Origin of the sequence: Phormidium sp. FACHB-1136 (genome assembly GCF_014697375.1) — a bacterium.
Lineage (GTDB): Bacteria > Cyanobacteriota > Cyanobacteriia > Phormidesmidales > Phormidesmidaceae > Nodosilinea.
In genome coordinates this window covers 1-14,976 of record NZ_JACJRS010000042.1, presented here as the reverse complement: position 1 = coordinate 14,976, position 14,976 = coordinate 1, and the positions used below count along the sequence as shown (strand labels likewise).

At 57.4% G+C, this 14,976-nt stretch carries 7 protein-coding genes and 1 pseudogene; 4 read left to right on the top strand and 4 right to left on the bottom strand.

Annotation, left to right across the window (positions count from 1 at the left end):
* Positions 1-18: 18 nt before the first annotated feature.
* On the top strand, positions 19-2,226 hold the full coding sequence (locus H6G62_RS13840) for a pentapeptide repeat-containing protein (protein ID WP_190496082.1): 2,208 nt from the start codon (positions 19-21) through the stop codon (positions 2,224-2,226).
* A gap of 339 nt (positions 2,227-2,565) precedes the next feature.
* Here H6G62_RS13840 and H6G62_RS13835 read toward each other — a convergent pair whose 3' ends face one another.
* Complete coding sequence (locus H6G62_RS13835; RefSeq protein ID WP_190496080.1) at positions 2,566-4,740, bottom strand: S8 family serine peptidase; 2,175 nt, start codon at positions 4,738-4,740, stop codon at positions 2,566-2,568.
* Between the two features lie 149 nt (positions 4,741-4,889).
* Positions 4,890-5,555 carry a peptide-methionine (S)-S-oxide reductase MsrA gene (gene msrA, locus H6G62_RS13830; RefSeq protein WP_242051994.1) on the bottom strand — a complete coding sequence of 222 codons (666 nt, stop codon included), beginning with the start codon at positions 5,553-5,555 and terminating at the stop codon, positions 4,890-4,892.
* A 310-nt stretch (positions 5,556-5,865) separates the two neighbouring features.
* Here msrA and H6G62_RS13825 point away from each other — a divergent pair, with 310 nt between their 5' ends.
* A complete protein-coding gene (locus H6G62_RS13825; RefSeq protein WP_190496078.1) occupies positions 5,866-7,311 on the top strand; it encodes an efflux RND transporter periplasmic adaptor subunit in 1,446 nt (481 codons plus the stop codon).
* A 105-nt stretch (positions 7,312-7,416) separates the two neighbouring features.
* A complete protein-coding gene (locus H6G62_RS13820) occupies positions 7,417-10,650 on the top strand; it encodes an efflux RND transporter permease subunit (RefSeq protein ID WP_190496076.1) in 3,234 nt (1,077 codons plus the stop codon).
* A 138-nt stretch (positions 10,651-10,788) separates the two neighbouring features.
* On the opposite strand, the gene H6G62_RS13815 is transcribed toward H6G62_RS13820, so the two are convergent.
* Together H6G62_RS13815 and H6G62_RS13810 are read right to left on the bottom strand one after the other, a co-directional pair.
* On the bottom strand, positions 10,789-13,440 hold the full coding sequence (locus H6G62_RS13815; RefSeq protein ID WP_190496074.1) for a DEAD/DEAH box helicase: 2,652 nt from the start codon (positions 13,438-13,440) through the stop codon (positions 10,789-10,791).
* 230 nt (positions 13,441-13,670) lie between these two features.
* A pseudogene (locus H6G62_RS13810) lies at positions 13,671-14,212 on the bottom strand (IS4 family transposase); the annotation flags it as partial.
* A gap of 115 nt (positions 14,213-14,327) precedes the next feature.
* On the opposite strand from H6G62_RS13810, the gene H6G62_RS13805 reads away from it, so the two are divergent.
* A complete protein-coding gene (locus H6G62_RS13805) occupies positions 14,328-14,828 on the top strand; it encodes a helix-turn-helix domain-containing protein (RefSeq protein WP_190496070.1) in 501 nt (166 codons plus the stop codon).
* Positions 14,829-14,976 lie beyond the last annotated feature (148 nt).

The following is a 14,976-nucleotide window of genomic DNA, read 5'->3' as shown; positions in this document are numbered from 1 at the left end:
ATTCCGTAGTACTCCGCCATGGCTGGTCTTAATCGTCTTCAGTTGGTCAATGCCCTCAACCGTCTGGCCGCCCCTGACTTTGAGAAGCTGCTCTTTGCCATCAAGCCGCCATCGGGGCTAGTCCCTGGCCCCAGCGCCCCCCAGGCCAGCCGGGTGATGGCGCTGTTGGAATGGGTCGAAAGCCCCACAGGCCCAGGAATTGACAGCATTCCGCCCCTGCTAGACGACCTCGATACCCTGCCCGAACCGCCGCCGCTCCCAGACCCCGCCGACCCCACCCCCCTCGAACTGGGGCCAAACCCCTACCAAGGGCTCCGCGCCTTTGAGGAAGACGACCAAGACCGCTTCTTTGGCCGAGATCGCCTAGTCGAAGACCTGCTTCAGCGCTTTGAACACCTCTACACCGACCCGCACACCATTCGGATTTTGCCCATCTATGGCCCCTCCGGCTCCGGCAAATCCTCCCTGGCCAGAGCCGGACTCATTCCCGCCCTGCGCAAACGGCCCCTCCCCGGCAAAGACAGCCCCCGCATCCTCACCCTCAAACCGGGCAACCATCCCCTGGAAGTGTTGGCCACCGCCCTCGCCCGCCTCGCCAATCCCGACGATCTTTCCATTGCCAAAATCCGCGAATTTCAGGACGAACTGCTGCGCTCCGACAGCAAACAAGCCTTCGATGGCCTACGCTTCATCACCGACCGACTACTCGAAAACGACCCCAAAGCCTACCTCATCCTCCTCGTAGACCAATTCGAGGAAATCTACACCCTCTGCGAAGACCCCCAGGAACGCCACGCCTTTATCTGCAACCTGCGCGGAGCCACCAGCGACCCCAGCCAGCGCGTGGCCGTCATCCTCACCATGCGCAGCGACTTTTTGAGCGCCACCCAGCAGCACCCCCGCTTTAACCAACTCTTTGCCGATCCCGGTCGCCTCGTTCCGGTGATGCAGCCGGAGGAACTGGAGCAAGCCATTATTCAACCCGCCAAACTCGCCCTCGCCAAGCTCGACCGTCCCACCCGAGATCGCGTCAATCTGCTCCTCAATAAACCCCTGGTGCAAATCCTGGTCAAAGATGCCATGGGCCAAGAGGGAGCCTTGCCCCTGCTGCAATTTTTGCTGACCCAAATGTGGGAAGAAATGCGCCAAGGCATCGAACCCATCGAAACCTTTAATCGCGTCGGTGGCATCGGCGGTGCCCTGGCCAACGAAGCCAAAAAAATCTACGAAAATCTCTCTGAGGCCGACCAAAAAATTGCCCGTTCTATTTTCCTGCGCCTGATCAAAGTCAACGACGACAAAACCGCCACCCGCCGCCGAGTTCCGCTTTCGGAACTTGTCACCAAAGACCAAAATGCTACCCAAGTTAAAGGCATCATCAACCAGTTCACTCGCCCTGGAGTGTGGATTTTAATTACCTTCGCCAACGAAGAACAAATCGAAATGGTAGAAGTGGCCCATGAAGCTCTGATCCACAATTGGACTGAATTGCGAGATTGGCTGGCCGATCAATGGGAACTCCTCCGCAAACGCGACAAAATTGAACAAGCTGCCCAGGAATGGGAGAGCCATCAACGATGCAATGATTACTTATTACAGGGTAAAGCTCTGCGTGATGCTAAAGAATTCTTCAATCTAAATCATGCCAATTGTGGGATTCATTTATCAAAAACATCTTCAGATCTTATAGAATCAAGTCGGAAAAATAAACATATAAAAACAATCAAAACTGTTCTTATCTTTTTGATCATTCCATTTATAGGCACCCTAACTATACTTCACATGCTTATATTGAATCATGCTCAAGCATTAATCAACAAGACAGAATGTGAACAAGACTCGCAAATTGCCTTTCTTATAAGATATAAAATCCTGATGAAGGATGTAAATAATTTGGAAAAGGGCAATTTTTGTCGAGAAGAGCTGGTAAGTTTTGATTTCAGCGACTTAATCCTTTGGGAGGCTGATTTTAGAGATTCAGTGTTAAGCTCAGCAAATTTTGAGGGAGCTTTTTTAGTTGGAGCGAAATTCCAAGGATCAAATCTTGAAAATGCAAAATTCAATTTTGCACTACTTGAAGATGCTGAATTTCAAAATGCTTACTTGCATAATACTGACTTTAAAAATGCACAAGGCCTAACATCTGGACAATTTGATCAGGCTTTTCTTTGTAGAACTAAGCTGCCAACCGAGCTGGGTCTTGATTCAGATAGAAATTGCAAATAATTTAATTGTGATTATCAACTTAATGGTCTTTTCTGAATCGACTTCTATCGACTTTAAGATCCTTGAATCAAAACCATTAGGATTTAATAAGTATCTCCAGGAAAAGACAAATCTAGTGACTTATCTTCATCTGGAGCGCAGTTGAAAAAAACAGATTCATAATCCTGCAATATTTACTCACGACTTAATATAGCGGTTCTCGGTGGCATGAGGTACGTACAGAGACCTGTAACCCTTATCCAGCAAGGATCCTCCTGTACTTCATTCGATCAGGAACCGCTATAGGCTAACTATTATATCGTATAAAGATTGCAGAAGGGATCATAAACTTGCGCGGATTTAACTTATCCTGTAGCATTTTGGCTTCTCATCGCCAGCACATTTTACACATCTAGTTTCACCATCATCATAAGTGACAACACAATCCGACAGGACGCTGATGTCTTGACTAGAAATCTCATATTCTTTGGGCGATCTTCTTTGAAAGGCTGTTATTTCAGTATTGCATTCTGAAATTGCTTCAAAGGCTAGTTTTCTAATATCATATAATTTCTTCTTCTTGGCCTCAGCATCTTTCTTCTTTTTAGCATCTGTGCTTGAGAGATTGGCTTCAGTTTCTTCGTCAAGCTTAATAATTAAAACATTGGTCAGGAAGTTGATGGCAGTTTCTCGGTACTTGCCAAGCTTTATCAATCCTTTGGCAGCAAATATGTGCTCTTCCTCAAGAAGACTTGGATCCTCGATTTTGTTCGAGGATAAACTCCAACAAATGTCAAGATTTTCTCTTAAGTAATAAGCTGACCTTGATGCTGCTGATCGCTTTGAAAAGCTATTTGAATTAATGGATATCTCAATGTCTTCTAGCTTGTGTTTTTCTACTAGTTCATGAAGTCTTTTATCGAGTTCCCATGCAATAGTCTCCAAATGCTTCTGAAGTTGAGGAAATTCGCTGCTCATGGTGGTGCTCCGGGTAGGTAATGAGGGTAAGCTTTTGGCTTCTGATTGAAAATTTGACTGAGACGCGCAGGGTTCACAGCAGGCATCTTCGGGGGCTTTAGGTGCAGCGGCAATCGCTTTCTCCACATCCACCAGCCCATAGCCCGTGGCCAAATCCGGGCCTGCCCTAGCGGCGGCTCCACTGCTGGAGGGGTTGCTGTAGCCATCGGAAACATCGATAGCGGTGGTTTTGAGGATAGCTTTAATTTGGGCGGGGGAAAGATCGCGGTTGAGTTGCTTCAGTAGGGCGCATACTCCGGCGATTTGGGGCGCAGCGGCGGAGGTGCCACTGAAGGCGGCCCAGCCATCGACGGGTTTGGTGCCATCGTTGAGGGCAGAGAGGCGTTGGTCGATTTCGCAGCCCGGAGGGATGGGCAGCATGAGGTAGCTGCCGTAGGGCAGTTTGCCCACCAATCCGCACCCATCCGGGACGTTGCGTTTGGGGTACATGGGGCTGACAAAACTGCTGGCGTAGTTGCTGGCCTCTAGGGTGCCCTTGAGGGGGCCGCTGATGTAGCGATAGACGCCGCCCGCCGAGATCACATCGGGGTGTTGGCCGGGGAAGCCGTATTGGCCATTGCCTGCCGAAAACACCACGGTAATGCCCCGCCGCACCGCATCGGCAATCACCGCCCCCATGACGCGGTTGTAGGGGGAAATGATGCGTCGCCGTTGGTCGGAACCCCAGCTACAGGAGATGATATCGGGCCGCAGTTCGATGGCTTTGCGAAGGGCGCTAACGGCATTGACGTGCTTGGATGCGCCAGAAATCGCCACATCGGCCTTTACCATGGTGAGTTCGATATCGGGGGCGATAGCCAGTAGGTTGGCAGATTCTCCGGTGCCGTGGCCCAGTCCGTCGGTGGCGCTGTTGGTGGAACCGGGGGCGAGGACGACCTTAACGTTGTAGTTGTGCTTGGCAAAGTAGGGGTGGGCATACCAGCCGCTATCCACCATTACTACCTTCACGCCCTTGCCCGTAATGCCTTTCCGATGGGCCGCAAGGGCATTGAGACCTTCCGCTACGCCATCGGGCACCGTCAGGTAGTCTTGCCCGGTTTGGGGTGGGGTGGGTGAGGGCGTATCGCACCCAAAATAGTAAAGCGGTTCGCTAAGGGCTACCCCATCCAGCAGTTGGCTGAAGGGGGTGCGGGAGACATCCACTTCGCCGAAGGGTTTAGCATCGGCAGCGCTGATGAAGGTGGCGGTGGCGGTTTGTTGTAGCTCTTTGATGACAGGCCGATCCACCGCCTGGAGATGAGTGGAAAGGGCACGTTCATACACCGCTGGGGAAGCCGCCACGGTGATAGAGATACTGCCGATGTCGATAACGTCAAACCCGGCGGAGCGCAGTTCTTGGGCGGCGGCTTGCACCGTATCGGCACTGGCCAAAAATTGATCCACGGTTTCGCTGGTGACGGCTTCTGGGCTATCTAGCAAAGACGCACCACTGGCGGAACGTACCACGGCTTCGGCAAAGACGCGGTCGGGTAGGGTGGGCAAATTCGTTGTGCTCATGGGTGCCCCTGACGGCAACGAACTACTAGGGCGGCTCAGTAGCTACCCCTAGTAAACGAGCATTTTTTTTGACGCCGAGACTTCTTCAGGAAAACTTCCCTTTTGCCCCCTATTCAGCCGAAAAAGGTTACTGTTCTTAACGACTGATCCTAGTGAGAGGTGGATCCCCACACTTCGGCCAGACGCTTATCCCGACCACAGGCGGTGCGGTAAAAGTTATAGCGAACGGGATGTTTGAGGTAGTAGTCCTGGTGGTAATCCTCAGCGGCATAGAACGCTTGGGCGGGCTCGATGGCGGTGGCAATTGGTTGATTGAAGCGATTGGCAAGGGTCTGTTTAGAGTCCTCGGCAAGCTGGCGCTCCTGATCGGTTTGCACAAAAATTTTGGCTTGATACTGACTACCCTTGTCGCAAAATTGGCCTCGGTTATCCAGGGGATCCACATTTTGCCAGAATACCGACAGCAGGTCATCGTAACCAATTTGGGCCGGATCGTAGGTGACCTGCACCGCCTCCACATGGCCCGTTCCCCCAGCGGAAACCTGATCGTAGCTGGGGTTTTCGACGGTGCCCCCGGTGTAGCCAGAGGTGGTGGATACGACGCCATCTAGAACATCAAAGGGCTTTTCCAGGCACCAAAAGCAGCCCCCGGCAAAGGTGGCGGTGACTAGGGTTGGCTCGGAAACTGAGTTGGGTGGGGAGGGGGATGGATTGGAGAGGGAATCCGCCGTGGCATAGTAGGGCAGGGCGTCCCACGTCCACACCATGATGCCTAGCAAGCAAATTCCCAATAACACCTGACGCAGCCTAGCCATTCGTTGTTGTCCTTCGTTTTCTGGGTCGAGTTTCAGGCTTCGGTAGCCGTTTCTTCATCGTGCCATTGAATCAGCGGGTGCGCCGTTATCCCTAAAATCTGGCCCGAGGCGTCTTCTCCGGATTTCAAAGCCCCGCTCAGGCGTTCGCTAATCACCCAGAAGATAGAGATTCTTTTTATAAAACTTAAACTACAGTAAGGCCAGTCCTATCGGGTCGCCTCCCTGGCCGATTTTTCTGGGCGGTAGGCAGACTCAAAGGGGCAGACAGACTGGGGTATGACGCAGTTGGGCGATAAGGATGGTTGCAGGTATGGTCACACGCATTCAGAACGGTGGGCGGCCTAGGCACTGGATCGGGGAGAGTCATCGGCGCTGGCTGGGCGGGGTATTGATAGTGGCCTTGGCGGTGGCGGGGAGTGGGTGCCGCAGTTGGCAAGACCCCGCTGCCCAGGCTCAACCCCAGCGTCCCGGTGCCCCCGCCGATGGGCCGATTGTGGTGGATGTGGCCCAGGCCCAATCCGCTACCTCCGAGGTTCGCCGCTACACGGGCAGCACCCAACCCGTCCGGCAGGTATCCCTACGTTCCCAGGCGGAGGGCAGTTTGCTCAGCCTGAGCTACAACGTGGGCGATGCGGTTTCCCAAGGGCAGGTGATGGGCACCATCGAGCAAACCCTGCTGCAAACCGCCGTGGGCGAGGCCGAAGCGGAACTGGCGGCGCGACAGTTTGAAGTCACCCGCGCCGAGGCGGAACTGGCGGACATTCGTACCCGCATCAACCAGGCCAATCTTGACCTTCAGCAGGCCCGCAACGATGCCCAACGCCTGCGTACCCTAGCCAACGAGGGAGCCATTGCCGAACAAACCGCCGAACAGGCCGAAACTACCCTCGGCGGTGCCCAACAAGCCCTCACCTCGGCCCAGGAGCAGGTGCGTACCCGCGAACAATCCGTAGCGGCGGCCCAGCAGCGAGTGGTGGCCCAGCGGGCGATTGTGCAGGAAACTCGCCAACGACTGTCCTTTGCTAACCTGACCGCCCCCCTCAGCGGCGTGGTGCTAGAGCGGGTGGTGGAACCGGGGGATTTGGTGCGTCCGGGAGAAGCGGTGCTGACCTTGGGCGATCTGTCTGAAGTAGTGGTGGTGATTGAGGTGGCCGACCGCAACCTCAGTAACTTTCGCCTCGGCCAATCCGCCACCGTTGCCCTAGATGCTTTCCCTGGGGAAACCTTCCGGGGCCAAGTCACCCGCATTTCGCCCCTAGCCGACCGTACCTCGCGCCTGGTGCCCGTAGAGATTACCCTGCCTAACCCCGGTGGCCGCATTGGTAGCGGCCTGCTAGCCAGGGTGACGGGTCTAGGTTCCTCCGCCAATGCGGTGATAGTGCCCGAAAGTGCGCTCTCGGTGGGCGAGGGCAGCAGTGGCCCAGGGAATCGTCCCGGTGGTGGCCCTGGGAATGCCCAGGGTGGCCGACCAAACGGTGGTCAAGGCGGTAGGCCGAGCAGTGGTCAGGGCAATAGTCAGGCTAGTGGTCAAGGCGGTAGCTCAGGCAATTCAGGGACTTCAGGCAATCAAATCTTTGTCCTCCAGCCCCAGGGCGACGGCTTTGTGGCTACCCCCCGTCCGGTGCAAATCGGCGAACGTAGCGATGGCCAGGTAACGATTCTGGCGGGACTTTCCTCTGGAGATCGCTATATTGTCCGTAGTGACCAACCTCTGACAACTGGGGCAGTGGTTCAGCCCAGCTTGTTATCGGATTAGCGACCGGATTAATTTCTATGGTGGGCCGTGCCCACCCTACTTTTCTCCCGTACAGACGCCCCTGAGTCCCAACCCAACTCCTCGCACTCTATCCAGTTCTCTCCCATGACTCCTTCTCCTCTGACTCCCCAGCGGTTCAGTATCAGCGGCTTGGCGATTCGGCGGTACATTGGCACCCTGATGCTGGGCCTGACGGTGTTTGTGATGGGCTTTTTCATCACCAGCCAGTTGCCCGTGGATTTGCTGCCGTCCATTACCTACCCGCGCATTGGGGTGCGGGGTTCGGCTCCGGGGCTGTCGCCCGTGGTGGCGGTGGATGAGGTGACGCGCCCCCTAGAGGAAGCCCTGGCCACAACCGAGGGGGTGGTGCAGATTTTCTCCCAAACCCGCGAGGGCCAGATTAGCATCGACCTCTTTTTTGAACCGGGTGGCGACATCGACCAAGCCCTTAACGATGCCACGGCAACTCTGAACCGGGCCAGGGGGACGCTACCGGACAGCATTGAAACGCCGCGACTGTTTAAGTTTGACCCGTCCCAGCTACCCGTCTATGAAATGGCGCTGACCTCGGATCGGCTGAGCGCCCAGGAGCTGCGGATTTTTGCCGAAGAGGAACTAGAGCGGGAACTGCAACAGGTACCCGGCGTGGCCAACACCGATGTCTCTGGCGGTGTGGAGGAGCAGGTGCAGGTGAATGTGGATTTGCCTCGGCTGCAAGCGGTGGGTCTGGGCCTAAATGATGTGCTGGCGGCGCTGCGAGAGCGGAACCAGGATGTGTCTGGTGGACGGCTGCGGGGGGGCGATGAGGAAACCCTGACCCGACTGGTGGGACGGTTCACCTCGGCGGCGGAACTAGAAACTCTGCCGATTACCGTTCCCGGCACCACCCCTCCCCAGCAGGTGTTTTTGCGTGACGTGGCCACCATTCAGGACGACACCGAGGAACAACGGGTGTTTGTCACCCTCAACGGCCAGCCAGCGGTGAAGGTGAGTGTGCAAAAGCAGCCCGCCGCCAACACCGTGGATGTGGTAGATGGGGTGAAGGCCAAGCTGGCGGAAATGCAGCAAATGGGCCAAATGCCAGAGGGCATGGACATGACCGCCACCCTCGATGAATCGCGTTTTATCCGCAATTCCATTCAGAATGTGGCAGTGGCGGGGCTAACCGGGGCCACCCTGGCGGCGATTACGGTGCTGCTGTTTTTGGGTTCCCTGCGCCAAACCTTCATCATTGTGTTGGCCATTCCCCTGGCCTCCCTGGCGGCGCTGGTGATGATGGGGCTGTTTGGCCTGTCGCTGAATGTGTTTAGCCTGGGTGGCTTGGCCCTGGGGGTGGGCATTGTGGTGGATAACTCCATCGTCATGCTGGAGAATATTGCCCAGCGGGCGGAGATGATGGAGCGATCCCCCCTGAAGGGGCGATTTCGACGGCAGGAAGCCCTGTTCCAAGCCGAGGCCAGCAGTCGGGAACTCGAATCCGCCCTGTTGGCTTCGACCACCACAAACCTGGTGGCGGTGCTGCCCTTTCTGCTGATTGGTGGCTTCATTTCCCTAATTTTTAACGAGCTGATTTTGACCGTCAGTTTCTCGGTGGCGGCATCCTTGGCGGTGGCCCTCACCATCGTCCCCGCCCTATCGGCCCGCATGTTGATGGGACGATCTACCCGGTCGCTGCAAAATGTGGGGCCGTTTCGCTGGTTCAATCGCCGATTGGAGGGCGTCACCCTTGGTTATGGCCGCTTTTTAGGCCGAGTGTTGCACCATCGGATTTGGGTGATTGCCCTGGCGCTGCTGGTGTTTGGCGGCAGCAGCTTGTGGATGGTGCAGCGCATTCCCCAGGAGATTTTGCCCAGCATCAACACGGGGCAGGCCCGCGTCTTTGTGCAATTCCCAGCGGGTACCACTGTGGAGGCCAATCGGCGGGTGATGCAGGCGGTGGATGAGGTGCTGTTGGCTCAGCCGGAAACCGCCTACGTCTTCACCACGGCGGGGGGCTTTTTGTTTGGCAGCAACACCAGCGCCAACCCCCTGCGCGGCAGCAGCACCATCAGCCTCCAACCGGGCAGCAACACCGCCGCCTATGTGGAGCGGGTCAACGGCGAACTGGGCCAACTGCCCCTCGTCGGCACCCTGATTCGGGTCAGCCAGGAAACCGTGCGTGGCCTGGTGCTCAGCAACTCCCCGGTGCGGGCTGATGTTGACCTGGGTCTCCAGGGCGACGACCCCCAAACCCTGGCCCAGGCTGGGCGACAACTGCTCGCCGCCCTGGGCGAACAGGCCACCCTAGCCCGCTACCGTCCCGATGGCGAATCTCCCCAGGAGGAACTGCAAATCCTGCCCGACTGGGATCGGGCGACGGATCTGGGCCTCTCGGCGGCGGACTTGGGGGCCACCATTCAAACGGCCCTGAATGGATCGGTGCCCACCCAACTCCAGCGGGGCAACCGCCTGGTGGATATTCAGGTGCAGCTCACTCCCGGCAGCGTGCAGCAGTCGGCCCAACTGCTGGATATTCCCCTGGTGTCTCGCACGGGTCAGCGGGTGCAGCTTGGCGATATTGCCACCCTGGCCCTCGCCCCCGCACCGGGAGAAGTTCAGCGCATTAACCGACGGCAGGTGTTCCTGGTGGCGGGTAGCCTCTCGGAAGGAGCCAGCCTCGGAGCCGCCCTAGCCGAAGCCGACGCCATCTTTGACCAGTTGGAACTGCCCCCTGGTGTCACCCGTTTACCCAGTTCCGCCGCCGCCACCAATGATGGCCTTCAGCAATCCCTCGCGGTGCTGGGTGCCCTGGCCACCTTCCTAGTGTTCGTGGTGATGGCCGTACAGTACAACTCCCTGATCGACCCACTGGTGATTATGCTGACCGTGCCCCTGGCCCTGGCAGGGGGAATCCTCGGCCTATTCATCACCCAAACCGCCATTGGAGCCACGGTGGTGGTTGGGGCGGTGCTGCTGGTGGGCATCGTGGTCAACAACGCCATCATCATGGTGGAACTGGCCAACCAGATTTACAGCGACACCGGATGCTCCCGCCAGCAGGCGATTCTGCAAGCGGCCCCCCGTCGTCTGCGCCCGATTTTGATGACCACCGTCACCACGGTACTGGGCCTGTTCCCGTTGGCCCTGGGCATCGGCGAAGGCTCGGAATTCCTGCAACCCCTGGGCGTGGTGGTGTTCTCCGGTCTCTCCCTGGCCACAGTGTTGACCCTGTTCATCATCCCCTGCTTCTACACCCTGCTCCATGGCGATCTGGGCCGAGGCCGGGGCGAAGTCCTGACGGTGGAAGAGCGCCTCGATCCCCCCGAACCCATCACCCCAGCGGAAGTTTCATCCCCGTAGAACGCGGCCATCGCCTAGGCCCCCCGTAGCCTTGCGCTTGAACAATGCCCAACGTAGCTCAGCTTTCCCAGGTCAGGCTTTTTCTGGTCAGGCGGCAAGCACGGCGGTAGGAAGGACACCGTGAGTCGGCTCCTGTGTTTAGCCCTCCACGTCCTCGTTGACGGGGAAGCGGTTGAGCAAATCCTTGGCGTCACGGGCCGTCAGGCGCAGGTGATCCGCCAGGTAAGGCACATGGGGAATTTGGGATAGCACATCCAGGGTGCGGCGCAAAATGCGGACGATGTCGCCCTCATCGAGGCTAGTGTTGGCACAGAGCGTCACCCAGTTTTCGCCCAAGGCCCACTGCTCCACAATGGGCACCAGGTCATACTCCAGCCAAATCGGGGCATCAATGCGGCGGCGGTGCTGTTGTTGGAAGATCTGGCGGCGCAGGCTGTGCAGACCACCCAGGGCTTCATCCACCACGCCGGAGAGTTTGTAGCGACACCAGCTATCGGGGCGGGAGTTTTCCGTCACTAGGGCGGCAAAGGCGGTGGCAAACTGGGGCGCGTCGAGGTGGTCAAATTCCCCAGAAGCCAGGGCCAGGGCCAGCCACAGTTCGTTATCGCCCCGGATGGCGGCGGCCATTTCTCCCAATTCCGTGGGGCGATTGTCGGCGGCATCGAGGGCACCAAAGTGTTTAAGGACATCCATAATGTCCAAAAATTCCTGCCAGTAGCGTCCGGTGTATTTGGCTAATTTGTCGGTGCGGTCGGCCCGTTCGTCGCGCAGGGCTTGCAGGTGCTTTTGCCGCTTCAGCAATCCGGTGGGGTTCTCCCACTGGCGGGCCGGGTGGTTTTCCAGGGCCATTTCCACCTGCTGCATCCGGTCGAGCTGTTCTTTGACTTCGGGAGCCAGTTCCTCCAAGGTGGGAGGCTGCACCATGCGAGAGACCACGGCGGCGGTGTCGGCATCTCCTCGGCGGTGCTGGCCGGGGCTGGGGGGCAAATCCGTGGGTGGCGCAAGGCGATCCACCGCTTGCAGACGGGGAATTTCGGCATGGAGACCCACCACATCGCCAGCGGTGACCACATACCAATGGTTGTCGTGGGTGAGGCAGACCAGGTAGGGGAATTGGCCGGAACCCTGCAACTTCGTTACCAATATGGCGGGAACAGGCTGGGGTACGGGGATGTGTTTGCCCTTGAGGGAGAGCAGGGTGCCAGCGATGGCGAAGGGCACCATTTTGGCCACGTCTTCGGCCAAAACGGTGGTGGCCTGCTGTTGCAGAATTTTTAAGAGCCGCCGCTCTTCTTTAATGCGTTCCTTCAGTTTGGCATAGTCGGCGAGGATAGCCTCGTCTACCGTGTCCAACTGGGCCTGGTGGTGGCCGATTTCCTTTTCTAGGCGAGCGATTTCCTCCTGCTGGGGTTGCAGGTGCAGGGTGGCGAGGTATTGGCCAAAGCTGCGCTCGATTAGGTCTTTGGCTTCCTCCAGGCTGTGGGTTTGCAGTAGGTTCAGCACCATGCCATAGCTGGGGGTGAACTGGCTGACCAGGGGATCCGGCCCCGATGTCGCTAGGTGAACGGCCTCCCGCGAACCTTCAAAGGGGCTTTCTACGGTAACGACGTGCCCCTGCAAGTCCATGCCCCGCCGTCCGGCTCGGCCCGCCATCTGCAAAAATTCCGAGGCGGTCAGCAACCGATGGCCCATGTCCGTCCGCTTCGACAGACTGGAAATTACCGTAGTCCGGGCGGGCATGTTGATCCCCGCCGCCAGGGTTTCCGTGGCAAAGACGACTTTGATTAGCCCTTCCTGGAACAGTTCCTCCACCAAGCCCTTCCACAGGGGTAAAATTCCGGCGTGGTGGGCGGCAATGCCTCGATAGAGCGGCTCCACCTGTCCGGCCCGTCCGGCGTCGGGGTTGTGGGCGAGGAAAATGTCGATGCGTTCCTTCAAACGGCGCGATTCCTCCTCATTCACCAAGGACAGACCGCTGACCTCATCCACGGCCTTGTCGCAGCCCCGGCGGCTGAAGATGAAGTAAATCGCAGGCAGCATATCCCGCTGCTGCAACTGCCCCACCACAAAGGCGAGACCCACCCGGTTTTGGCTACGGCGACCGGGCTGGCGCTGGGGTGGACGCTGCTTTTTAAGCTGGGGGTGCATTTTTTTGTTGCTGCTGTCGAGCAGGGGCACCAGGCGCTTGGTAGTGCAGTAGTGAAACTCCAGCGGTACCGGGCGAAAGTCGGAATAGATCAGCTCCGTGGGGCCATGCACCTGTTGCAGCCAGTCCGTCAGTTGGCCGCTGTTTTCCACCGTGGCAGAGAGGGCGAGAAGCTGAATTTCTGGCGGACAGTAGATGATCGATTCCTCCCAGACGGTGCCCCGCTGGCGGTCGTTCATGTAGTGGCACTCGTCAAGCACCACGGCTTCCACCTGTTGCAGGGTCGTCCCGGTTTCGCCAATGCGGGTGCCATAGAGCATATTGCGGAAGATTTCCGTGGTCATCACCACAATGGGCGCGTCCCGGTTGATAGAAATATCCCCCGTCAGCAGGCCCACCTGATCGTGGCCAAACTGCTCGCGAAAGTCCCGTAGCTTTTGGTTCGAGAGGGCTTTCAATGGCGTCGTATAAAACACCCGCTTGCCATGGGCTAGGGCGCGATGGATGGCGTATTCCCCCACCAAGGTTTTGCCCGACCCCGTGGGCGCACAGACCACCACCGACTTCCCGGCATCCAGCGCCGCCACGGCCTGAAGCTGGAAGGTATCTAACGGAAACGGGAACAGTTGGACAAGATCAGGCACGGGGTGGGCACCAAAGGAAGGAAAAACGCCGAAAGGCCAGCGTTCCTATTTTAATGTGCCTAGGCCAAGGCGGCGGCGTTGACCTTACGACAGGGTGAGCACGGCCTTTGTTTAGGCCATGGCATAGCCAAAGACTTATCCTGATTGGTCATCGGTTTAGGCCATGGGCTTTTGTGACGGAGTCCCTTGGCCCAACACTCCGGACAGATTTAGGCGGCTGTGGCCCCAGCTTAGGGGGCTATAGTCCCGTAATTTAGGAGGGTCTGGTAGTTGGGGTGGGATTGAATCAAAGTTGGCTCCAGGTCGAACATGGTGGTAAATAGGTCGAGAAGATGCTGATTGAGGGCCTGTCGTTTGAAGGAAGCGATAGAGAAACTGGGGGGGCAGCCTCAGCCTCAGCCTCAGTCTTAGCTTGAGTGGAGAGCAGTGCGGCTTTGGCCAACGACAGGGCCATCAGACTGGCCTTGACATGGGAGTCAAGGGCATCAGGGGAACGGGCTTGGCAATCGGCTAACCCCGTAAATTGGCGGGCATCACGGAAGATGAATTCAATTTGAAAGCGGGCGGCGTAGCCTCGATAGAGGGGCAACGGGTCGATATCCGTATCCGAGGAAAAGAGGACGACATAGCGTGACACCCCGTCCTGGGCTTTCCGTAGATAAGCGAGGCGAATGCGGCGCTTGAGGCTGACCGACCAGACGACGGCGGTGTAGAGGAACACCCCGTCCTCTAGGATCTCGACGAAGGTGAAGCGACTGGGGTCGCTCAGATCGTAACTGTTCAGGGGGTGATGAAAGAGTCGGGGTTTCAATTGCAGCTCTTCAGGTAATACCAATCCGGCATGAAGTTGAGCATAATAGGGGATGACGTTTGAGAGGGTAGAGAGGATGGCCCGCCCCTTCGTGATTGAGGTTGCTGAAAGCGAAACCTTTCTGGAGAAAAGCCTGAAGCAGGCGAAAACGGGGTTCCGCAAAGAGCGGTTGCAAATGCTGTGGTGGATCAAAACCAAGCAAATCCGGTATCGGCAGGAGATAGGTGAGCGGTTGGGGCGCAGCCCAGCGACGATAAGCCGTTGGCTGTCGTTGTACCGTCAAGGGGGCTTAGCCGCTCTGCTGGAGGAAAAGAAAGCGCCGGGAGCGGTGCCCCAGATTCGGGGGGAAGTGCTGGAGAAACTGAAGCACCGTCTCGCCTCGGAAGAGGGGTTTCGCAGTTATGGGGCGATAGTGGACTGGTTGGAGCAGGAGTGCGGTCTGACGGTGCAGTATGAGACGGTGCGGCAGTTGGTCAGAAACAAACTGCAAGCCAAGCTGAAAGTGCCCCGTCCTCGGAGCCTGAAGCAATCCCCAGAGGCGATAGGGACTTTTAAAAAAACCTCAGCCTCGCTCTAATCGCTCTGCAATCGATGCTGAACCTGCCCACGATTCGCTACCTGGTGCAGGACGAAAGCCGGATTGGGCGCAAAACCGAGACGGGTCGAGTGATTACCGCCAAGGGCGTCAAGCCCATTGCCAAGGTAGATTGGCCCCGGGAAGCCTT